14 protein-coding genes and 1 pseudogene are annotated in these 22,696 nt (G+C 49.9%); 10 read left to right on the top strand and 5 right to left on the bottom strand.

The genetic code is table 11. The features are described 5' to 3' along the window. Positions 1–127 precede the first annotated feature (127 nt). From CHL74_RS10965 to ilvC, 9 genes and pseudogenes are all read left to right on the top strand, one after another. Positions 128–289 (top strand): annotated as a pseudogene (locus CHL74_RS10965) (prephenate dehydrogenase/arogenate dehydrogenase family protein); the annotation flags it as partial. Positions 290–422: 133 nt separating this feature from the next. Next, positions 423–1,577 carry an OmpA family protein gene (locus CHL74_RS10960; RefSeq protein WP_094881191.1) on the top strand — a complete coding sequence of 385 codons (1,155 nt, stop codon included), beginning with the start codon at positions 423–425 and terminating at the stop codon, positions 1,575–1,577. A 119-nt stretch (positions 1,578–1,696) separates the two neighbouring features. Then, positions 1,697–2,689 (top strand): endonuclease/exonuclease/phosphatase family protein, encoded by a 993-nt coding sequence (locus CHL74_RS10955; protein WP_094881190.1) that lies wholly within the window; start codon positions 1,697–1,699, stop codon positions 2,687–2,689. A gap of 62 nt (positions 2,690–2,751) precedes the next feature. Further along, a complete protein-coding gene (locus CHL74_RS10950) occupies positions 2,752–4,002 on the top strand; it encodes a hypothetical protein (RefSeq protein WP_141241311.1) in 1,251 nt (416 codons plus the stop codon). A 164-nt stretch (positions 4,003–4,166) separates the two neighbouring features. After that, a complete protein-coding gene (gene ilvD, locus CHL74_RS10945) occupies positions 4,167–5,966 on the top strand; it encodes a dihydroxy-acid dehydratase (protein WP_094881188.1) in 1,800 nt (599 codons plus the stop codon). A 23-nt stretch (positions 5,967–5,989) separates the two neighbouring features. Further along, positions 5,990–7,699 (top strand): biosynthetic-type acetolactate synthase large subunit, encoded by a 1,710-nt coding sequence (gene ilvB / locus CHL74_RS10940; RefSeq protein WP_441339052.1) that lies wholly within the window; start codon positions 5,990–5,992, stop codon positions 7,697–7,699. 30 nt (positions 7,700–7,729) lie between these two features. Then, the gene (gene ilvN, locus CHL74_RS10935; RefSeq protein ID WP_094881186.1) at positions 7,730–8,263 is read left to right on the top strand and encodes an acetolactate synthase small subunit; all 534 of its coding nucleotides are present in this window, start codon (positions 7,730–7,732) and stop codon (positions 8,261–8,263) included. Positions 8,264–8,304: 41 nt separating this feature from the next. Further along, entirely contained in the window at positions 8,305–9,078 is a 774-nt protein-coding gene (locus CHL74_RS10930) for an acyl-[acyl-carrier-protein] thioesterase (protein ID WP_094881185.1), read from the top strand. 143 nt (positions 9,079–9,221) lie between these two features. Further along, positions 9,222–10,271 (top strand): ketol-acid reductoisomerase, encoded by a 1,050-nt coding sequence (gene ilvC, locus CHL74_RS10925; protein WP_094881184.1) that lies wholly within the window; start codon positions 9,222–9,224, stop codon positions 10,269–10,271. Positions 10,272–11,310: 1,039 nt separating this feature from the next. On the opposite strand, the gene CHL74_RS10920 is transcribed toward ilvC, so the two are convergent. The 5 genes from CHL74_RS10920 to CHL74_RS10900 all read right to left on the bottom strand — a co-directional run bounded on the left by CHL74_RS10920 (position 11,311) and on the right by CHL74_RS10900 (position 21,367). Further along, entirely contained in the window at positions 11,311–13,332 is a 2,022-nt protein-coding gene (locus CHL74_RS10920; protein ID WP_094881183.1) for an alpha-amylase family glycosyl hydrolase, read from the bottom strand. 473 nt (positions 13,333–13,805) lie between these two features. Then, positions 13,806–15,200, bottom strand: coding sequence for an Outer membrane protein SusF domain-containing protein (locus tag CHL74_RS10915; RefSeq protein ID WP_094881182.1), 1,395 nt, complete (start codon positions 15,198–15,200; stop codon positions 13,806–13,808). A 22-nt stretch (positions 15,201–15,222) separates the two neighbouring features. Next, positions 15,223–16,479 carry a SusE domain-containing protein gene (locus tag CHL74_RS10910; protein ID WP_094881181.1) on the bottom strand — a complete coding sequence of 419 codons (1,257 nt, stop codon included), beginning with the start codon at positions 16,477–16,479 and terminating at the stop codon, positions 15,223–15,225. A 40-nt stretch (positions 16,480–16,519) separates the two neighbouring features. Continuing rightward, complete coding sequence (locus CHL74_RS10905) at positions 16,520–18,253, bottom strand: RagB/SusD family nutrient uptake outer membrane protein (protein WP_094881180.1); 1,734 nt, start codon at positions 18,251–18,253, stop codon at positions 16,520–16,522. A 24-nt stretch (positions 18,254–18,277) separates the two neighbouring features. Beyond that, positions 18,278–21,367 carry a SusC/RagA family TonB-linked outer membrane protein gene (locus tag CHL74_RS10900; RefSeq protein ID WP_094881179.1) on the bottom strand — a complete coding sequence of 1,030 codons (3,090 nt, stop codon included), beginning with the start codon at positions 21,365–21,367 and terminating at the stop codon, positions 18,278–18,280. A 230-nt stretch (positions 21,368–21,597) separates the two neighbouring features. Between CHL74_RS10900 and CHL74_RS10895 the strand changes: the two genes are divergently transcribed. After that, positions 21,598–22,629, top strand: a complete 1,032-nt coding sequence (locus CHL74_RS10895) for a LacI family DNA-binding transcriptional regulator (RefSeq protein WP_094881178.1) — start codon at positions 21,598–21,600, stop codon at positions 22,627–22,629. The last annotated feature ends 67 nt before the right edge of the window (positions 22,630–22,696 follow it).

Raw genomic sequence — 22,696 nt, 5'->3', positions numbered from 1 at the left:
CGATATCGAAATTGTCTAGTATTTCTTTGGGAAGAACTAGACGGGCTAATTGTTCAAGCATGTTCATAATGCAAAGATACAAAATACTATGAAATAAAAAACACCCCCAGTACTTTTCCGCTGACCCCAGGAAATACTCTTCAATCCCTATACCAGCGCACAGGTGGAGCAGATACGCGACGAACTCAACGAGCTAATCAGCATCATAGACGAGAAAGACGCTGACCGTATGAAAGCTTACTTGACGAAAATCCGAAATAACGTAAGGCAGGATATAGAACAGATGTAATTATGCTTTTTGTGTTCCAAAATACAAATATTATTGTTTTTGTTTGGACGTTACATTTTTTTTCGGTTATTTTGCAACATAACATCGAGAGAAATACAACTCTTAGACCAAGTAATTATAAAACAATAAGACTATGAAAAAGATTACTACACTTTTTGCTGCTGCCGTGATGGCAGTTTCGGCTTCGGCACAGACTGTAGCTGAGAGCAAAACATTCGACAATGTCTATGTTGGTATCAACGCTGGTGTTGCAACAAAAACTACTGGACACGCATCATGGCTTGAGGATCTCGTTCCTAACGTAGGCTTACGCATAGGTCGCAACTTCACACCAGTCTTCGGTCTGGCTGCAGAGAGCAACGTCTACTTCAAGGAGACAAGCGGCTACACAACAGGAACGATCGTAAACTACATCAATACATCACTCCTCGGAACAGTTAACCTTATCAACTGGTTCGGCGGTTATCCTGGTGCTCCGCGCACATTCGAGGTTTCGGCTCTCTACGGACTGGGATGGGGACATCGCTTCACCAACCGCAATGACCTCAGCACAGCCAACTTCCTTACATCTAAGGTAGGACTCGACTTCGCATTCAATCTCGGTAAACAGAAGGCTTGGCAGCTCTACTTCGAGCCGTCCCTTAACTATGCTCTCAACGGCAACGGCTATGAGGGTGTGGAATACAACATCAATCGTTCTGCTTTTCAGCTGAACGTGGGCTTGGTTTATAAGTTTAAGAACTCTAACGGTACACACAATTTTGTCAATGCCGTAGGTCGCGACCAGTCTGAGGTTGATGCTCTCAACGCACAGATCAACAGCCTCCGCGAAGAGTATAACAATCAGGAGGCTCAGTATAATAAGGTTCTTGCTGACAAGGACAAGCAGATTAACAGCCTCCATAAAGCCCTTGAGGAATGTCAGAATAGGCCGGCTCCTAAGGTCTCAACCACTGTCACAAACCTCCAGCCTACCGTTATCTTCGGTCAGGGCAAGTCGTCTGTTGACGCTGCGCAGTATGCTCCCATCGAGCTTATCGCCAACTATATGAAGAACCACAAGGACGCTAAGGTGGAGATCAGAGGCTATGCTTCTCCTGAAGGTTCTGCCGAACTCAACGCCCGCCTTTCACAGGCTCGTGCTGACGCCGTAAGAAACATTCTCATAAAGAGATATAAGATTTCTGCTGACCGTCTTACAGCAAAGGGTATGGGTGCCACAGACAAACTCTTCGAGCAGGTGGAGTTCAACCGTGTTGCTACGTTCAACGACGTAACGAAGGACTAATCATTCTGCAAATATATGCAAGCATAACAAGGGCAGCCATTCCTCGCAATGATGGAGTGGCTGCCCGCTTACATTGAAAGACAACCACATACAATAAAACGCCTAACCTTCTTCTTTATATGACATTCTCCCTGCTGCTAATCTCCGTCTTCACATTCGTGGAACTAAACTGCGAGAATCTCTTCGACTGCCGTCATGACTCACTGAAGAACGACACGGAGTTTCTTCCTGAAGGCTCTTATCACTGGACGCCATATCGTTATTGGCGCAAGCTTGACCGCATCGGTCAGACCATCATAGCTTGCGGCGAGGACCGTTGTGGGGAGGATCTGAAAGATAAGGAGAAAGGAGATAGCAGCGGATGGAATTGGAAACTGCCTGACCTCGTAGCTCTGTGCGAGGTGGAGAACGACAGCGTTCTGCGCGATCTCACCAAGCGTTCGCTGCTCAGAAACGCCAGTTATGAGTATGTAATGACGCAGTCCGACGACGAGCGCGGCATCGACGTAGCGCTTCTCTATTCGCCTTACACATTCTGGCTGCTCGAAAGCAGGGCTGTGAGCGTGCAGAGAGTGAAGGGCATGCGTCCCACACGAGACGTTCTGTACGCAAAGGGACTTGTATGGGGACGCGATACGCTGCATGTCATGGCGGTGCATTTTCCCAGTCGTAGGGGAGGGGAGATGCTTTCGCGGCCATTCCGAATGGCTGCAGCAAAGACAGTCTGCGCCCTTGCTGACTCCATAAAGGCTGTTTCGCCCGACGCCAACATCGTTATAGCGGGCGACTTTAATGACTATTCCAAGTCGAAGAGTCTGCTTATGATTCGTAATCGTGGCTTCACGGACGTGTCGGCAGATGCCAAAGGACATAACGGTGCAAAGGGAACGTATCGTTATCAGGGAGAGTGGGGCAGCCTCGACCATATACTTGTAAGCCCTTCGCTTGCCTCCCGCATGCTGTCATGCTGTGTTTATGACGCCCCGTTCCTTCTTGTTCCCGACGAGAAATATGGTGGTGTGAAGCCACGCCGCAATTATCTCGGACCGCGTTATATGGACGGTTTCAGCGACCATCTGCCGCTTGTGGCAAAATGGCGCCAGCCAGAATAACAACCAATCCTCTATCAACCCCGTCATCATCTTATCCGTCAAACCCATCATAACAATATCCTATGAAACGACTCTGCGCTTTTTTCCTTATGTTTTCGCTTTGCCTTTTGCAGGCTTTTGCCGAATCGGACAATCAGTTCTGTCTTGTCACAAATGCTTCTCAACTCCATGTTGGCGACGAGGTGGTCATTGTCAGCCGCGATTATTGTGCTGCAATAAGCAAGTACGAAGCCTCACCTTACATCAAGTCATGCCACGTAGACGTATTGCAGAATGGCGCTGCCGTAGAAGTTAATAACGACAGCGTGGCGGTGTTCGTTATGGAGAAGAGTGGATCATCGTGGAGTTTCAAGAATGAAGAGAAAGGCTGGCTGTGGGCTTCTTCACGTGTAAGCTATGAGTTGTCTTTCAGCAGCGACAAGCCAAAGGCAAAGAGCAATTTGGCAGAAGTAATGGTAAATGCTGACGGAAACGCCATAATAGAGTTTGGCGTAAAGAACTATAAATACTTGAAGTATAATCCTAAAGGTAAGTTTGGCTGCTATTTGTACGACGATTCGCAGGAGCATATCCAGATTTATCGTCGTGTCCGCCGTATGGCTTCCCTCACACTCAGCGAGGATGCTGACAACACACCGGCTCTGAAGGAAGCTTCAGGCTGCCTGGTGGAGAGTGTCCGCCTTGAGCGAACCTTCGTTGCCGATGGCGGATTCTATTCGCTTTGCCTCCCGTTCAGCCTTAACAGTGACGACCTCAGCCAGTCGTTACCCGGCGTTGCGGTCATGCGATTAGTGAGAGCCATCAGTAAAGAATCCGATAAGGTGGAGTTTTCGTTCAGTCGTGTGAGGGAGATTATTGCCGGCGAGCCTTATATAATAAAGGTGGAAGGCGGCGATATCATCAATCCCGTATTCTTAAATCGTGAGATAGAAGCAGCTGAACCTAAAGTTGTGACCGTCAATGCAAACTATAATAGCTACAGTTTTCAGGGCACATTCTCCCCAGTCCTTCTAAAGGCTAATGGCTCCACACGCTTTATCAGCTCCGACGGCACGCGCCTTGTCACGCCCAATGGGGAAGGACAGTTTAAGGCAATGCGTGCTTACTTTGTCCTTCCCGACGTAAAATCCTCCACCACTCTTACTGGTGCTGCCGCTCAAAACGTCTATTCCGTTAATGTGGAGACATCCATTGATGCCCCAACCATTACGTCTAATCCTACAGTCGCTTACGACTTGTCCGGCAGAAAGACCTTCTTACACAGCAAGGGAATAGTCATTGTGGACGGTAAGAAAATCCTCAATAAGCAATAATGCGCAAATAAATAGCGTTTGTGCCATATTGTTGACGTATGGTAAGCTTTTGTTCGGTTTAGCACCAAACATGTTCTTAAAACCCTTAAAAAACGTACATATTAGTTGGCTGTTTTGTGAAAACTCTTTACCTTTGCAGCAATTTAATTATCAAAAACACGCAAATGAAACATCAGTTGAGAAGCGCAGTATGTACGGAAGGTCGTCGTATGGCTGGAGCGAGAGCCCTTTGGGTGGCAGCGGGTATGAAGCACGAACAGTTCGGAAAGCCCATCATTGCCATCGTCAACTCGTTTACACAGTTCGTACCTGGTCATACGCATCTGCATGAGATAGGTCAGATAGTAAAGAAAGAGATTGAGAGCATGGGATGCTATGCTGCAGAATTCAACACTATTGCCATCGATGACGGTATTGCCATGGGACACGACGGCATGCTCTATTCGCTGCCTTCACGCGACATCATTGCCGACTCTGTGGAGTATATGGTTAATGCGCATAAGGCTGATGCTATGATTTGCATTTCTAATTGCGACAAGGTCACGCCGGGAATGCTCATGGCTTCCATGCGTCTCAACATACCTACGGTCTTCTGCTCTGGAGGTCCGATGGAGGCAGGACGTTGGCACGGCGAGAACGCCGACCTTGTTACTGCAATGATAAAGGGTGCCGACACGAGTGTGGATGATGCCGATCTGCAGAAGCTTGAGAGTTGCGCATGTCCGGGTTGCGGTAGTTGCTCAGGAATGTTCACCGCCAACTCGATGAACTCTCTCACCGAAGCCATCGGACTGGCTTTGCCCGGCAACGGCACCATCCTTGCCACACACGCCAACCGTGTCCGTCTTTTCCGCGACGCAGCACGTCAGATTGTGAAGAACGCCCTTGCTTACTATGAGGATGGCGACGACTCGGTTCTTCCGCGCAGCATTGCCACCCGTGAGGCGTTCCTCAATGCCATGACGCTCGACATTGCTATGGGCGGCAGCACCAACACCGTCCTCCATCTTCTTGCTGTGGCGCAGGAGGGAGGCGTAGACTTTACGATGGCAGACATCGACCGCCTCAGTCGTCATGTCCCCTGCCTTTGCAAGTTGGCACCGAACACGCAGAAGTACAGCGTGCAGGAGTGCAATCGTGCCGGTGGCATACTTGGCATTATGAACGAGCTGAATCGTGGCGGACTCGTCGACGGTTCGGTACGTCGTGTTGACGGCACCACCCTTGCTGAGGCTATGAGCGCCTACGACATCACGGGCGATAACATACAGGAAGAGGCAAGCCGCATCTATCATAGCGCACCCGGCCGTAAGTTCTCCACGCAGATGGGCAGCCAAGACGCCCAGTGGGAATCGCTCGACACGGATCGTGAACATGGATGCATCCGCTCACTTGAGCATGCTTACACGAAGGACGGCGGTCTGGCTGTGCTCTTCGGCAACATCGCTCAGGACGGTTGCGTGGTCAAGACAGCAGGTGTCGACCCCGACATCTGGAAATTCAGCGGACCCGCACGCGTCTTCGATTCTCAGGAAGCAGCCTGCGAGGGCATCCTCGGAGGAAAGGTGCAGAGTGGCGACTGCGTAGTCATCACACACGAAGGTCCAAAGGGTGGACCGGGAATGCAGGAGATGCTTTATCCTACGTCCTACATCAAGAGTCGCCATCTTGGAAAGGAGTGCGCCCTTATCACCGACGGACGCTTCTCCGGCGGAACCTCCGGACTCAGCATCGGTCATATTTCGCCTGAGGCAGCAGCCGGTGGCAACATCGGCAAGGTGAAGGACGGCGACATCATCGACATCGACATCCCCGCACGCACCATTAACGTACGCCTCTCCGATGACGAACTCGCAGCACGTCCGCAGCAGCCGCTGACGCGCGACCGTAAGGTCAGCAAGGCTCTCAGAGCTTATGCGCAGAGCGTCAGCTCGGCAGACAAGGGAGGAGTTCGAATCATATAATCTTTTAAATTGCCTATATTCTTATGAAACAGATAACAGGAGCAGAAGCCCTGATGCGTGCCCTTCAGAACGAGGGTGTCAAGACCATCTTCGGCTATCCGGGTGGAGCCATAATGCCCACCTTCGATGCTCTTTACGATTATACGCGTGGCGACAATAAGGTGTTCAATCATATCCTTGTGCGCCACGAGCAAGCCGCCGCTCATGCTGCGGAGGGCTTTTCGAGAGTCAGTGGTGAGGTGGGAGTGTGCATCGTCACCAGCGGTCCGGGAGCCACAAACACGCTTACGGGTATTGCTGACGCGATGATTGATTCCACTCCTATCGTGGTCATTGCCGGACAGGTGGGCACCGAAGCCCTTGGTACCGACGCCTTTCAGGAGGTCGACTTCGTCGGAATGACGCAGCCCATAACCAAGTGGAGCTATCAGATACGTCGTCCGGAGGATATTTCGTGGGCTGTAAGCCGCGCCTTCTATATTGCCCGCTCCGGTCGTCCGGGCCCCGTGGTGCTCGACTTCCCTAAGAGTGCGCAAGTGCAGAAGTGCGGATGGCGCCCAGTGAAGGTGACGTCCGTACGCAGTTACGAGCCTTATCCGCACATTCAGGACGACCATGTGGCAGCCGCTGCCAGTCTGATAAACCGTGCAGAGCGCCCCTTGGCACTCGTCGGACACGGCGTTGAGCTTGGCGGAGCACAGGAAGAGCTGCGCCAGTTCCTTGAGAAGGCAGACATCCCTGCGGCACGCACTATGCTCGGACTCTCAGCCCTGCCCACCGACCATCCCCTCAATATGGGTATGCTCGGCATGCACGGCAATCTGGCTCCGAACGTATTGACGCAGAAAGCTGACGTAATAATAGCCATTGGTATGCGTTTCAGCGATCGCGACACGGGCAGACTCGATACGTACGCCAAGCAGGCTAAAATCATACACCTCGACATAGACAACGTTGAGATAGACAAGGTGGTGAAGACCGACGTGTCCGTGGTGGGCGACTGCAAGGTTTCGTTGCCAGCCATTACGCGCCTCCTCAATAAGAACAGCCATCGTGAATGGATAGAGAGTTTCCGTCCTTACTGGGATGAGGAGCGCCGCCGCGTCATCGAGCCTGCCATCCATCCCACCGAAGGCCCGCTGCTCATGGGCGAGGTGGTCAACGTAGTGGCTGAGGCTTCGCACGGCGAGGCTGTTCTCGTCAACGACGTGGGTCAGAATCAGCTGTTCTCATGCCGCTATTTCCATTATCGTCGCAAGCTCAGCGTCGTGACGAGTGGCGGACTCGGCACCATGGGCTTCGGACTGCCGGCTGCCGTTGGAGCCACCTTCGGCGCACCCGACCGCACCATCTGCCTCTTCACCGGCGACGGATCGTTCCAGATGAGCATACAGGAGCTTGGTACCATCATGGAGCAGCAAGCTCCCGTGAAGGTAATCCTCCTCAACAACAACTATCTCGGCAACGTAAGACAATGGCAGGACATGTTCTTCAACAAGCGCAAGTCGTTCACACGAATGCTCAATCCTGACTATCGCACCATAGCCGACGGTTATGCCATCAATTACGGCGTGGCCATAACGCGCGACGATCTGAAGCGTGAGGTGGAGCGTATGCTCACCACCCCCGGACCGTTCATCCTTGAGTGTGCCGTGAAGGAGGAAGACAACGTGCTGCCTATGACGCCTCCGGGAAAAAGCGTGGACGAGATGCTGCTCGAAGTGAATCTATAGGGAAATGTCAAACTTAACACATTAAAGAAAGTGGAAAAGAAACTCTACACCCTGCTTGTCTATTCCGAGAACGTGCCGGGCATCCTCAGTCAGGTGTCAGCGGTCTTCACCAGACAGCAGGTCAACATAGAAAGCATCAATGCCTCCGCGTTCAGCGTATCCGGCATCCACAAATACACCATCACCGCATGGAGCTACGAGGAGGAGATAAAGAAAATCACGAAGCTCATAGAGCGCAAGATAGACGTGGTGAAGGCCGACTATTATCTGGACGACGAACTCTTCATCCATGAGATAGCCATCTATAAGATTGCCACGCCAGCGCTGATGGCAAATCCGGAGGTGTCGCGCGTGATAAGACGCAGCGGAGCGCGTATGCTGGAGGTCAATCCCACGTACACCACTGTGCAGGTGGCAGGACTGACTGACGACGTGCAGGATCTTTACAACAAGCTCAATGCCTTCGGCTGTCTGCTCCAGTACTCGCGCTCTGGTAGAGTGGCTGTGACGCGAAGCACGGAAGAGCCGCTTGCCGAATTCCTCCATAAGAACAAGGACATCTAATTGAAAAAAACATAAGCAAACCCCAAAACTCAAGTAACACTATGAATCTATTAAGCAAAGTTGGAAGTTATGATTTCCTCGTCGAGCCGTTCCATTGCGATTTCTCTAACCGCATATTCCTCGGTCATCTCGGCAATCATCTTCTCAATGCAGCCGACTTCCATAGCAACGAGCGTGGATATGGCATGGACTATCTCAACACCGTACACAAGACATGGGTGCTCTCACGCTTCGTGATGGAGATGGAGAAGATGCCGAAGGCTTACGACCACATTACCGTCGACACATGGGTGGAAGGCGTAATGCGCTTCTTCACCAGCCGCAACTATGCCATCCGCGACACCAATGGCGAATGTCTCGGCTACGGACGAAGCATCTGGGCGATGATCGATACGGACACGCGCCAGCCGGTGGACATCCTTGCCGAGCGCGACGGACTCATCACCAAGTATATCGAGACCGACAAGCCGTGCCCCATACAGCCCTTCCAGCGTGTGAAGCTTTCGAAGGAAGCACGCTGCCAGCGTATTGTCGATACCTATTACAGTGATGTGGACGTCAACGGACACATCAACAGCGTCAAGTACATTGAGCATATCCTCGACCTATGGGACCTCGACTTCTATCGTCACAACCGCCTGCAGCGCTTCGACATCGCTTACGTGGCAGAGTCGCATTGCGGCGACAAGCTCCATCTCTTTGTGGACGAAGCTGGAGAGGGCGAGTTCTGCGTGCAGGTGATGAAACAGACCACAGAGGACGCCTCAGACCTAAAGGAAGTATGCAGATGTAAGGTTAAATTTGTGAAAGAATGACACTTTTGTTTGGTGTTATCTGATATTTTATTAACTTTGCATTTGGTTCAGTTTACATAATGTAAACAAACCGCAGAGTATCTTCAATTAAACAATAAATAATAAACAGCGGCACGACCCCGGCTGCACAACAGTTAACTAATATGGCAGAAATGAATTTCGGTGGCGTAGTAGAGACAGTAGTCACCAGCAAAGAGTTCTCTTTGGAGAAAGCACGTGAGGTTCTTAAGAACGAGACAATAGCCATTCTCGGTTATGGCATCCAGGGTCCTGGTCAGGCTGGCAACCTCCGCGACAACGGCTTCAATGTCATCGTCGGACAGCGTCCGGGCAAGACATACGACAAGGCAGTGGCTGACGGATGGGTTCCGGGCGAGACTCTTTTCTCCATCGAAGAGGCAGCCCAGAAGGGCACCATCATCTGCATGCTCCTCTCTGACGCAGGTCAGATAGCCGTATGGCCTAAAATCAAGCAGTATCTTACTGCCGGCAAGACACTCTATTACTCACACGGATTCGCCATTAACTGGAACGACCGCACCGGCGTGGTTCCTCCTGCTGACGTGGATGTCATCATGGTGGCACCGAAGGGTTCGGGCACATCGCTCCGCACAATGTTCCTTGAGGGTCGCGGACTCAACTGCTCATACGCTGTTTATCAGGACGCATCAGGCAAGGCAGAGGACAAGACACTTGCCTTCGGTATCGGCATCGGCGCCGGCTACCTCTTCAAGACCACATTCCAGCGCGAGGCTACATCCGACCTTACCGGTGAGCGTGGTTCGCTGATGGGTGCTATGGAGGGTCTCTTCGAGGCACAGTACGAGGTGCTCCGCGAGCACGGTCACTCTCCTTCTGAGGCTTTCAACGAGACTGTAGAGGAGATGACACAGAGCCTTATGCCGCTCTTCGCAGAGAAGGGTATGGACTGGATGTACGCCAACTGCTCCACCACAGCACAGCGCGGTGCTCTCGACTGGGCTCCACGTTTCCGTGAGGCCATCAAGCCCGTCATGGAATGGCTCTATCTCTCTGTAAAGACAGGTCAGGAAGCACAGATTTCCATCGACTCTAACTCACAGCCCGACTACCGCGAGAAGCTCAACGCCGAGCTCAAGGCCATGCACGACAAGGAAATGTGGCGTGCCGCCGAAACCGTACGCAAGCTCCGTCCTGAGTACGAGGAGAAGTAAGCTGCAATACCATTAAATGAAAAGAAGGCTTTATATTAGGTTTGTCGAGAACTTTTTCTCTGCATACCCAATGTAAAGCCTTTGTTGTTTTTATTCTTATCTGAATAAAGACTTCATGTCTGACAATGCAAATATCGTACAAATGGTAAAAACTTGTTACAAAATAAAAATTGATTCTAGAGTTCCAGTTTGCTGTTTTTACGGTGTTTTGTTGTGCAAACAGCACCCATGCTTAACGATAGCGCACTTTTACACTCCAATAGTGCCACTATTAGACAGTAAAAGTGGCACTATTGCATGATAAAAGTGCCACTATTAGAGTGTAAAAGTGGCGCTATAGCAGGAAAAAACAGCTCTTTTGCGAGTCAGATTTCATTGCGTCTCGTCCGAAAATCGCATAACCCACTGTATATGAGTATGTTGTCTGTAAACGCTCAAAACTCAAGAATTTCGCACCAAAGATTTTGTTGTGCGCTGAGCGAGGAGTATTGAGCGTTAGAAATGCAAATATTGTGTCGGACGGCACCCGCCGTCCGAATTAGGAATTAGGATTGGCAGGGCTTTGACAAAAACATTCATCCACAGTCCGTTTGTGCTTTTCGAGCCTTCGGAAAAAACAAAGAAAAACACAAGGGTATAAGAGGCTGTGCTAACTAAACAAATTGAAGAAAAAGCCATTAGTAGCGGAGGTCTCCGGCCTCCGTAGCACCATATCTGGTACAATTCATTAGTTATTGTAAGATTAGCACTGTTGCATGTTATTGTTGTACTAACCTTGTTGCTTGCTGCGGAGGCCGGAGACCTCCGCTACTGTGTTGCCTTGTGTTTTTCTTTGTTTATTCCGGTTATGGGCGCGTGCTTAGCACAAATAAAAGGCTTTACGTTAGGTTGTCGAGAACATGGTTCTCGTAAGACCTAATGTAAAGCCTTTTGTTTAAACCCGATAGGGTTTGCGCCCATAAACGGATTGTGGAGGAAGGTTTTTGTCAAAGCCCTGCCTAAAATGCGAAAAACATACAGAGGGCTTCGCGGATCTTTATTATTTTACAACAATCTTCTTTCCGCTGTGGATGTAGACGCCCGGTTGGGTGGGGCGGTTGGTGTATTGGCGGCCCTGCAGGTCGTACCAGTATTTTGAACGTGGGGCGTCGGCGGTGACGGTGGTTATTGCGGTGGGCATTTGTGAGGTCACGTCGTTCACGTAATAGTGGCTTTGGCCGTCCTTGTTGGCGGAGATTTCGAGGTATGCGTCCTTGTTGAGGTCGTATACGTCGACGGTCTGGGGAGAGCCGCTGGCTGTGCTGAAGACGAATGAGAGCATGCGGTCGCGCTTGTCTATGCTGTATGTGCGGCTATACCATTTGCGGCCTTCCACTGTTTTCGTAGAGGTGACGGCGTCGCCGGGCCACTTGCCGGTGGACGTGAAGTTGTCGCCGTACATGTCGTCCCATGTCCAGAAGTTCACGCTGCTCCATCCTACGTTGTCCACGTTTACGTTTACGGTGATGTCGTACGGCTTGAACGTGTCAGAGAGGCCCACCTTGTATGTGCGCGTTGTGACTGCTGAGACTGCGGAGCCGACAAGCAGACCTACTTTCAGCGTGGTGGTGCCGGCAGGGATGTCTATGAGCGTTCCGCTTGCAGCCTTGTGGCTCTGTGCGGTGGGCGTGGAGCCGTCGGTGGTGTATACCAGCTGTGCGCCCTGCTTGTCGCTCACGGCTGTGAGGCGAGCCTTCTGTGCGTTGTCGTAGCTGCCTGAGGGCAAGTCCACCCATGCCACGTTGCTGTTGTTGCTGAGGAGATAGCGATATTTGTTGCCGCGCAGTATCTCGGTGTAACCCGACGGTGTCTGGTAAGCGTCAGCGTTAGCTCCCATCACGGCGTAGAGCGTGCCGTGTGATCCTTCGGTCTTGAGGACGTTGCATTTCGAGCCGACGTACTCGTTGAAGGTGGTGTTGCTGGTGTTGGTGATGCCTGCGATGTGGCGGGCGTTGATCATCATATTGATGTCGGTGGGGTAAGCCTGCCAATGCTTATAGAAGACGCATGGCGTGCCGCATGAAGCCAAGATGTAGGCGTTGGCGGCAAGCGTGTCCTTGCGGATGGGGTCTTGCTGTGCTGAACTTGAGCGATATTCCGTGTCGTGGTTTTCCACGAAGCTGACGGCGTACTGGCGGTATGCGGCATCGCTGACGAGACCGTCCTTTGCCTTGTTGCTCCAGTTGGATGAGATAAGGTCGCGCACGGCGTAACGCACGGGGAAGTCGAAGGCAGCCGATGTTGGCTCGCCGTTCACCTTCGTGGCGTTTATCCATGTCTTGACGGTAGTGGCGTTGCCGTCCCAATACTCGCCTACGGAGAAGCGGGGCTTGAGGGCAGTGTTGTAAATGCCGGTGAACTTGCCGGCGTAACCCTTCACCATGTCATAGCGGAATCCGGCGTAACCGAAGTCGTTAAGGAGCATGTCGAGATATGCTTTCACAACATTCTGCACGTTAGAGCTGTTGTGGTCAAGGTCGCGCATGCCGTCCCAGTCGTTGCCCGTGTCGTTATTGCTGCTGAGGCTAACCTTGGGTTTCTGGTTGTTAGCCCATTTATAGGTTTTTCCGCCGTCGTCGTCATGACAGATGTCTGTGGAATACATCTGGTAGGTAGTGCCTTTATATGTTTCTGTGGGGAAGTCGGTCCAGCTGGTGAGCGTATTGCGATGGTTGATAACTACGTCGGCTATGGTGCCGATGCCCTTGCTCTTGAAGGTCTTTATCATGGAGCGCAGTTCAGCTTCGTTGCCGAAAGAGCTGTTGTAATTGCTGAACCAATAGAGGTCGTCGTATCCCATGGAACGTCCGCTGCCGCAGTTGGCGCTCTGCGGAACCCATACCAAGCTGAAGTAAGGGGCGAGGTCGTCTGCCTGAGCCTCAAGGTTCTGCCACTTCGATGCGCGGAACGAGTCCCAATAGAACCCTTGGAGCATCACGCCTTCGTAATTGGCGGGCCATCCTTGTGCAAACATGCTTGCGGCTCCCATGAGGGCTGCTGCTGTCAAAAAAAACTTCTTCATATTCGGGTTTTAGTTACTTTTTGTTTAAAAAATGATTTTCAACTTTACTCATGACTTGCTTTGTTACTAACTACTGTATACATAATTACTTGTTAAGCTACTCACTATTTGCTCACGCAAATACTACATTTTAATTGAATACATTGCAAATTTACGCTAAATACTTATATGTTCGTAGCAGAACGAAGCGCAAACACACAATTCGGTTGTGCAAACGTTTGCATGAAAGACATGAAGACATGTTTTTTTAGACAAGAAGACATTAAACAAATTGAGGAAAAAGCTATTAGTAGCGGAGGTCTCCGGCCTCCGTAGCACCATATCAGGTACAATTCATTAGTTATTGTAAGATTAGCACTGTTGCATGTTTTTGTTAAAGCCCTGCCTAACTATGCAGCAACAAAAAAATGGGCGGGTCTCATTCTCTGAGAACCGCCCATAATATATAAAAGTCTATTATGAATGAAAAGTGTTTACTTTACTGTGCAGAAAATCTTTTCAGAGGTCTTTCTGGTCGGGTAGAGCTTAACGGTGTTGCCTGCTACTGAGAGGTTGTCGCCACCAGCTGTCAGGTCATTGATGCTTCCACCGAGATTGATGTCCCAACCACCGTTTACGCGGAACTTCCAACCGTCGGCTGTCACACCAACATTAGTTGCCTCGAAGCAATACTCCTCAGCGTTCCATGTCATGACTGCGTCGCCGCCCCAATCATTGAAGCCACCGATGATGCCCATCTTCTCCACCTTAGTGGCCTTGATGGTGCCTTCTGAAAGATTAACATCGAAGTAGTAGACACCCTCTCCAGCGTTAACGCCGATGTTTCCACCTTCGCTGGTTGCTGCACCAGAGAATGTGCTGAATGCACCAGAATTTATCTCATTATCCCAACTACCGGCTACACGCTGGAACTTGAACTGATTGCCCCAACCGTTAGGGTCGGCACAATAAAGGTAACCAGTGTATACTCCCTTTGCATCGTCTACGAGAGCAAGCTTCTGCTCAGCGTTTGTCCAGCCGTCAGTTGCGCCGATGAAGTAGATAAACGGATCGTAGTTGACTTCCTCGATGGTGTAAGTATAGTCCATCATGTTGATGGTGAGCTTATACTTACCAGCCTTGGCAATCTTACCTGCCTTAGCGTCACCGTTGGTCAGCGCACCAGTCATGCTGTCGTCGCCGTCAACCTTAGGACCTACTACGCCGGCAGCCCAGATGTCGCCAGAGTCGATGTTCTTCTTAGGAATAATCTTCCAGTACTGGTCAGCCTTTGTTGTCTCGAAGCTTACGGTGAAGACCGGATCCTCATAAACGTCCTTGTCGCTGTGGTTGAATGCCTTTGCGGCTTCTTTCGTCCAGCCGTTCGTTTTTTCCGTGGTGAACATATCGCCTACGAGGTAATAGCCCTCTTCGATAACTGGAGCCACAGGAACGGCCTTAACCTGGAATGTAGCAGATGTTGCCATCTTTACGGCTGTCGCTCCATTGCTTACCCATGCGTCAAGTGTTGCGTCGATGTCGCGCTCAGTAGGGCGCTTGCCAAACTTCTCGACGATGTAGTTAGCCAAGTCTGCTGTTGCCATGTTGCCCTCGGCGTCAATGTCGAACGACTGGCCGTCGAAGTTGATTTTATAGGTAGGTGTGTAGGCAGCGTTAGAAGAAGTGGGAGCTTTGATGCTTGCCACCTTTACTGTCTCTGTCTTTACGTCAGCCAAGTTGATGACCTCAACTGGTTCTACGCTACCATCTCCGAATGCCACAGCTTCCTTCGGAGAATTTTTCTGTGGGTTAGCCCAGTCTGTGAAGTCCTCGGTGCAAGACACCATAGACATCAGCAGGGTCATTCCCAATAATATTTTCTTAATCATAATTGTCTTTGCTTAAAGTGATTTACAATTTAACGATGCTGAACGAACCTGTGATGTCGTTGAATGAGATGACGTACTTGCCTTCCTCCAAGCCGAGGTTCTTGCCACCTGCATCACACTTTCCGTACATGTTGATAGCGCCATCTGCTGCACCATAGCCCCAGCTTGTGTCCCAAGAACCTGCAATCTTGAACTTGAACTGTACTGTCTCGCCGGCAGCAACATCCATTACGTAGTACCAAGCATGGTTCTCCACTCCCTCAGTGTTGTAAGGAAGCATCGGAGTGTCTCCCCATTCATTGAATGAACCTGCAATCTGGATGGTGCCATAGTTGTTGACAGCGCCCTCGTACTTCTCCATCTTGGCTGTATTGTCAGCAGTGTTGATAGTGATGGTGTAGTAACCTGCTTCCGGAGCTACGATGTGACCACCGTCGCTACCTCCGTTACGGTTGACGATTGTACCCTTTGTAGCGCCATCGGCGTTCATACTGTAATCCCAGTTGAAGCTTGAAGGCATAATCTTGAAGCCAGCTCCGTCGCACTCGGCCTTGTCGTTGTAATCGCCAGTAAGGAAGTAGTTGGTGTATTCAATCTCACCAGCACCAGTCTTCTTGTCGTAAGAGAAGTTTGGCTTAAGGAACATAGGAAGTGCGTCTTCTCCAATGCTCTTGTTGCCAGCCCACTTAGCGCCGAACATGTTACCTACAAGATACCACATTGTTGGTGTAGCATCCTTCAACTCTATGTAGTAAGGATTTACGTTGAGCTTTACTGAGTTTGAAGCGATAGGGTTCAGACGGCTTGTGCCCTCCTGTACGAAAGCGTTCACGCGGACGTAAACCTCCTGCGTGGCAGGAACATTGCCTTCTGTCCATTTAAGGATCTTCACCAATGCCTTGTCGATTTCCTCGGCAGAGGCAGAGACGTTACATTTCTGTGTGGTGTTGCTAAGAGCTGCGTAGTCGGGCACCTTTTCGCCACTTTCGTCTGCCGCAGCTTCATCAGTAGAAACTGTGAAGGTGTTGGTAGGAGAAACCTGCACCTCGTAAGTGGCGTTGATCGGAGCATTGTCTGCCGTATACTTAGGCTGTGACCATGTAAGACCAAGTCCTGTGGAGTGCTCCAGGTCTATAGTGGAATTGGCATATTCTGGAGTGTTCAACGTAAACTCAGTAGGCTGTATAAGCGTAGGGTTAGAGTCGTTGTCATCCGAACATGATGCGAATAAGCTGATGATGCCGAAAAGCAGAGCACCCATCATATATTTATTCTTCATATTGCGTTTACTTTTATAGTTCTATTTTTACTTTTATACTTTAGTTCTGAACCTCATTATATCCGTCGATCTGTGTCAGGTTCTTGTTAGAACGAATCTCTGAAGATGGGATAGGATATAGATTATAGGTCTTAGCGAATGTTGTACCATTAGTGTTACCACCCTTAAGCTCCCATTTGTATGTAGCCTGAGTTCCACCAAACTGATTGAAACGAATCAAGTCGGTACGACGAAGACCTTCGCAATAAAGCTCGCGAGAACGCTCGTCAAGAACATCGTTAAGAGTGTAAGAAGCACGCACGGCAGCATGGGCACGATTGCGGAGAGCGTCGATGTACTTCTTTGCCTTAGCAGAACCCTCACCGTGAAGGTGCATCTCAGCCTCTGCAGCATTGAGGTAAGCCTCTGCTACACGGAAGAGGAAGAAGTCGATGTCTACGTTGTAGCTGTCGTGAGGAGTGCCACCATTAGAATAGTTGTTATTCCATTTTGGTGTTGCAATACCCTTGACAAACTTGTCGTTATCTCCGATTTCCAAGGTACGAGCACCGTCACTATTGCCCTTACCCCAAAGGATAGCACGGTCGTCAACGTTCATATTGCGAATTTCTTTTGCCGACTTGTTCACTACTACAGAAGGATCGGTGAAGAACTTCTCTACGAATTGTGGACGAACACGCATACCTGACCATGTGTTGGCAGTAGTGGCTGCGTCCTTATCTGCAACAGTCTGCATCGTAGCATCCCAAAGAGCAGCTACATAGAACATAGAACCTCCATATCCCCGAGTCTTTTCTCCATCTTGCATCAATGGGAGAAGAGCCTCGCAGCTTGCACCATTCGAGCCATTGTCGCCCATGAAGAGCAAGTCGTATGGCTTGTAGCCATTAGCCTTTGCCTCTGCAGACATCTTGCTGTCATCGAAGAGTGCATAAGGTGATTCGATAACCTTCTCGGCATATTCGAGAGCCTCTTTCCAGTAAGGATTGTCCTGACCGTCGTTGTTGAGGTATGTACCTGCGTTGAGGTAAAGACGGCTCAAGAGCAACCAGCATGTGCCCTTGTCTATGCGACCATAGTCGGCGTCGCTGTCGGTCTCAGGCTTTGCCTCCAAGAGGTCAGGCTCAGCTGCGAGCAATTCGTCCTTCACCCAGTTGAACAGGAATTCACGACCCAAATGCAGAAGCTCTGCACGAGTGTAAGACTTGCCTGACTCAAACTTAGAGTTGTAAGAGTGTGCCTGACGTGGAGTCTCAGCTGAAATCTTGTCAAGGAATGTCGGATCGCCGAAGAAGTCGAGCATGAGGAAGTAGCTGTAAGCGCGAAGCACGCGTACCTCAGCATACTTGGTCTTCTCAGCCTTGGCAGCGTCAAGACTTAAGAAGTGGTTCTCGTAAGAGATGTTCGACATCAGACGATAGTACAAGTTCTTCAATGTAGCATTACCCGGATCGAACTTATTGTAGGCAACATCTGTGATACCGCCATCCGACCACCAGCAGACTGCTTCGTCGGTAGGTATCTCGTTGAAGTTGAACAGGTTGCGTAGAAGGGTTGACTTACCAGCGTCGTCGATAGTGAAATCGGCATTGCCGTCATTACCTTCCATGATAAGGCCAGCGTAGCACTTGCTGTATAAGCCCGTGATGTTAGGGTTGGGGTCAACAGTAGGGTCAATGTTGCCCTTATTCAAATCATCCATGCAAGAGCTCATGCTTGCTGCGAGCAAGAGAGCTGCTGCGGGGGCTATTGTTTTGAATTTATTGAGTTTCATATCGAAATCTGTTTTTTAAAATTGTTAGAAGTTGAGGTTCAGACCGAGCAGGAATGTGCGGCAACGCGGATATATGCTGTCGTCCTTGCCAGAGTTTACTTCAGGGTCGATACCGCTGTACTTTGTGATAGTGAATACGTTAGAGCATGAAGCGTAGATACGTCCAGAGATGCCCTTGTAGTTACCGGCCTTCAACAGATTGTTGAAGTTATAGCCCAATGTGATGTTGTCACACTTCAGGAAGCTACCGTTCTGTACAAAGTAGTCGGTAAGAGGATAGTTGTAAGAAGTCCAGCCTAAAGCTGCGATATCCTTTGTAGTGTTCTTGTAATATCCCTTAGCGCTGCAAATCTCTTTAGTGTTTATCGCGCCTTCTTCGTATCCATTGTAGAGATAATTGCCTAAGCTTACACGGAAGTTGCTACCGAGATCCCAGTTCTTGTACGAAACCTTGAAGCTGAAACCACCTGTCCAAGGAGCTACGATATTCTTATAGAAGTATCTATCGTTCTCGTCGATTGTTCCATCGCCATTGCGGTCTACATAGCAGCCCATGATAGGACGACCGTTCTGGTCGTATACCTGCTGGTATACCAAGAATGAGTTGGCTGGCTTTCCTACCTTATGATAGGTGATAGCCTGGTCCTGACCTACCTTCATTCCTGCCTCAATCATATCGCGGCCGCCTGCAAGCTCTGTAATCTCGTTCTTGTTGTAGGCAGCGTTGACGCTAAGTTCTACGAACCAATCCTTTGTCTGGATAGGACGACCTGTGATAGCAACCTCAAAACCCTTGTTCTCCAATGTTCCTGCATTCATAAGGAGGGCATTGTCGAAGTTCTGACCTGCAGAGATGGTTGTGGTGCTGAGAAGGTCAGTGGTCTTGCGGTAGTATGCATCGAGGTTAATAGTAAGTCTCTGGTCGAACATACCATAGTCAAGACCTACGTTCCATGTGGTAGTGGTCTCCCAAGTCAGATCATCATTGTAAGCCAACGGACGATAGAGCAGACCTGTGTTGTCACCGCCACCGATAGGATAGAGGTGGTGATTGCTGGTGCTCTTCTTATAAGTAGCTGTGTAATATTCCTTACCAGTGTCCTGCTGACCTGTCTTACCCCAGCCAAGGCGGAGCTTCAAGTCGCTGACAGCTTTTACGTCTCTCAGGAAGCTCTCCTCCTTAACGCGCCATGCGAAGGCTGCTGATGGGAAGAAGCCCCAACGGTGTCCGTCAGCGAAGCGGCTTGAACCGTCGTAACGGGCTGTGAATGTGAGGAGATAACGGTCAAGCAAAGAGTAGTTGGCACGACCATACCAGCTGACGAGGTAAGTCTGACCCTTCCAGTTGCTTTTGTCGTAAGACTTGACGGTTCCTGCGAGAGCCTCGCCAGCGTCGTTCTTACCTTCGAAGGTAGAAGGATACATAGACTTGCTCCACTGGTCGCCCCAATACTTCATGTGGCTATATTCATAACCAGCCATGATATCGAAGTGGTTGGCCTTGTTGAAGTCCTTGGTGTACTGAGCGTATGCTGTAGCCAAGAGGTTATACTTCTTCTCCTTGTTCTCGCTGTTGCCACCATAATAGAAACCGTATGTAGACTGCGGATTGTTGGTGTTATACTCACCACCGTTGCTGAATTCGCCGGCTAAGTTGGCATGCAAGTGAAGGTCTTCGAAGCCATGAATCTTATAGTCAGCCTCTACGTTGCCCAAGAGAACATGTGCACTCTTGTAGAAGTCGTAGTTTTCTACCTTTTCTACTGGGTTTGTAGGAGCGTCATCATTGCGATTGTATGGGAATGTTGGGTCGTATGATGTAGTAGGTAGTGCCCACTGCCAAAAACCTCCCCAGTTCTTGAATTTCTCGTCGCTGCTCTTTACAGGGCGAGTAGGATCCATGTTGATAGCTGCGCCTACAGCATCCGCTCCACCAGGAACAGTCTTTGAGTAAGAATACTTACCGTTGATGTTGAGGTTGAGGTGCTTGTCGAACAGAGAAGGATTAATGTTGAAGCCTGCTGTAACTCGCTTATAGTCTGAACCCTTCAAGATACCTTCCTGACCGGTGTAGCCTACGCTGACGCGGTAAGGCATTGACCATGACTGCTTGTTGATGCCACCAGTAAGGCTGACGTTATGCTCATGGCTGATGCCGGCACGATAGATTTCGTCCTGCCAGTCAGTATCGAATGTGCCTGCAGCATAGTCAGGTGTGCCGTCTTCCTTGAATTTCTTCCATCCCAAGCCTTGGTATGCAGAAGAGTCTTCGCCGTAATAGTTCTTGATGAAATCGACGTATTCAGAAGCGTTCATCACGTCCAGCTTCTTGGCAATGGTGCTTACAGAAACCGTACCATTGTAAGAAACCTGCGGCTTCTGACCGCTGCGGCCCTTCTTTGTGGTGATGATGATGACACCGTTGGAACCACGCGAACCGTAGATGGCAGTGGCCGATGCGTCCTTCAGCACTGTGAAGCTCTCGATATCGTTAGGATTGACAAGAGAGAGAGGATTGTTCACACCCTTTGTGTCATTGTTATCCATAGGCATGCCATCGATAACAATAAGCGGGTTGTTGCTGGCGGTAAGAGAAGCACCGCCACGAATACGGATTTGTGCGCCGTCACCAGGAGCACCAGATGCAGAGTTGACGTTCACACCGGCAATCTTACCCTGGATCATGTCCTGGGCAGAAGTGATGATACCATGATTCTTCTCATCCGGCTTGAGGGCAGTAACCGAACCCGTAAGGTCGTTCTTCCTAGCCACACCATAACCGATGACCACCACTTCATTAAGATTCTGAGAGTCGTCCTTTAAGGTAACGCTCATGTTGCTCGAAGCCTTTACGGTCTGCGGAGTCATACCCAAGAAAGTGAATGTAAGCTCTGTTCCGGGGGCTGCGTCTAATGAGAAGTTACCATCAATGTCGGTAACACCGAGGGCCTTACCCTTAACTGTAATGGTAGCACCCATGACTGGCTCGCCAGAAGCATCTGTTACATGTCCCTTAACGACGATGTTGTTCTGTGCGAAGGAACTTGTAGCAAGGAGAAGACCACCGGCAAGTGCCATGGTCCTCAGAGGCAATTTGATTTTCAACTGCTTCATGTTTTGCTGTTTTTAGTTATTATTATATGTTATAAGTGAAATTCAGTAGTTCAAGGGCTCATTTCATTCTGTTTGCAAAATTAGAATTTATAAACATACGTTGTTTCTTTTTTTGTGCAAAACCGTCGTATTTTAAGTGCAATCGTTTGCACTCCGTTTTGATATTTTGTCCGAAGAAAAGCGTTACGCATTCGGGAATAATGACTAATTTTGCGGCATAACTGAAAACCATGGCAGATAACTTACCTATAACAATGCGAGATATAGCCCGTGATTTGGGCGTCTCCATAGCGACTGTCAGTCGTGCGCTCAACGACAGCCCACGCATCAGCGCGTCCCAGAAAAAGCGCATTCAGGCATACGCGAAAGAACATAACTTTTACCCGAATGTCATTGGAGGAGCGTTGCGTCACAGCCGTAGCCTTCCGATGAAGGTAATAGGCGTTATCGTTCCGGAGTTTGTGCATTATTACTTCGCGTCCATACTGTCAGGTATAGAGGAAGAAGCACGTGCACGTGGCTACCGTGTTATGGTGGCTCAGAGCAACGAACGCTATGACAAGGAAGTGGCTATATGCGACGACTTCTTTAAAAATAAGGTGTGCGGCATAATCGTGTCGCAAGCCAAGGACACCAGACGTTACGACCACTTCCAGAAACTGATGGACAATGGTGTGCCACTCGTGTTTTACGACCGCATCTGCACCGGCGTGAATGGTTCGCGAGTGGTGGTGGACGATTATAATGGAGCATATGCAGCGGTCACACACATGATTGATACAGGATGTAAGCGCATAGCCTTCTATGGTTCGCCGATGAACCTGGAAATCTCAAAGAATCGCTATAACGGTTATCATGACGCATTGACCAAGAACGGACTGAAGTTGAACGAAGCCCTTGTCCGAATATGTGACGACCGCGCGCAGGCCGAGGCCATCACTCCCGAAATACTCTCTTTGCCGGACGACGAACGTCCCGACGCTTTCTTCGCCATCAACGACGACACCGCCATCGGCATTCTCTATACTGCCAAGCGCATGGGCTTTAAAGTTCCTGAGGATATAAGCATCTGCGGATTCACCAATGGCAGCCGTTCCGTGGCTTGCGATCCGATGCTCACCACCGTGGAACAGCGTGGTGTGGTAGTTGGCGAGGAGGCAGCCAACATACTGATAAGTCAGGTGGAAGGCTCGCTGCCGCGTAATGAGGTGGCAATGCGAGTGGTAAGGACACGCCTCGTAGTGAGAGGCACCACACTTTGAGCAAAGGAGTTGTAAGGAGTAAAGCCAAATTCTTTATTGCTATAAAAAGTAAAATAACCAAATAACA

Source organism: Prevotella sp. 885, assembly GCF_002265625.1.
Classification (GTDB): Bacteria; Bacteroidota; Bacteroidia; order Bacteroidales; family Bacteroidaceae; genus Prevotella.
The sequence above is the reverse complement of the archived record's forward strand: the minus strand, read 5'-3'. Positions and strand labels throughout refer to the sequence as shown.

Excerpts from the sequence above, each read along its gene's own strand:
- CHL74_RS10960 (WP_094881191.1), top strand. The coding sequence starts at position 423 with ATGAAAAAGATTACTACACTTTTTGCTGCTGCCGTGATGGCAGTTTCG.
- CHL74_RS10955 (WP_094881190.1), top strand. The coding sequence starts at position 1,697 with ATGACATTCTCCCTGCTGCTAATCTCCGTCTTCACATTCGTGGAACTA.
- CHL74_RS10950 (WP_141241311.1), top strand. The coding sequence starts at position 2,752 with ATGAAACGACTCTGCGCTTTTTTCCTTATGTTTTCGCTTTGCCTTTTG.
- ilvD (WP_094881188.1), top strand. The coding sequence starts at position 4,167 with ATGAAACATCAGTTGAGAAGCGCAGTATGTACGGAAGGTCGTCGTATG.
- ilvB (WP_441339052.1), top strand. The coding sequence starts at position 5,990 with ATGAAACAGATAACAGGAGCAGAAGCCCTGATGCGTGCCCTTCAGAAC.
- CHL74_RS10930 (WP_094881185.1), top strand. The coding sequence starts at position 8,305 with ATGAATCTATTAAGCAAAGTTGGAAGTTATGATTTCCTCGTCGAGCCG.
- ilvC (WP_094881184.1), top strand. The coding sequence starts at position 9,222 with ATGGCAGAAATGAATTTCGGTGGCGTAGTAGAGACAGTAGTCACCAGC.
- CHL74_RS10920 (WP_094881183.1), bottom strand. The coding sequence starts at position 13,332 with ATGAAGAAGTTTTTTTTGACAGCAGCAGCCCTCATGGGAGCCGCAAGC.
- CHL74_RS10915 (WP_094881182.1), bottom strand. The coding sequence starts at position 15,200 with ATGATTAAGAAAATATTATTGGGAATGACCCTGCTGATGTCTATGGTG.
- CHL74_RS10910 (WP_094881181.1), bottom strand. The coding sequence starts at position 16,479 with ATGAAGAATAAATATATGATGGGTGCTCTGCTTTTCGGCATCATCAGC.
- CHL74_RS10905 (WP_094881180.1), bottom strand. The coding sequence starts at position 18,253 with ATGAAACTCAATAAATTCAAAACAATAGCCCCCGCAGCAGCTCTCTTG.
- CHL74_RS10900 (WP_094881179.1), bottom strand. The coding sequence starts at position 21,367 with ATGAAGCAGTTGAAAATCAAATTGCCTCTGAGGACCATGGCACTTGCC.
- CHL74_RS10895 (WP_094881178.1), top strand. The coding sequence starts at position 21,598 with ATGGCAGATAACTTACCTATAACAATGCGAGATATAGCCCGTGATTTG.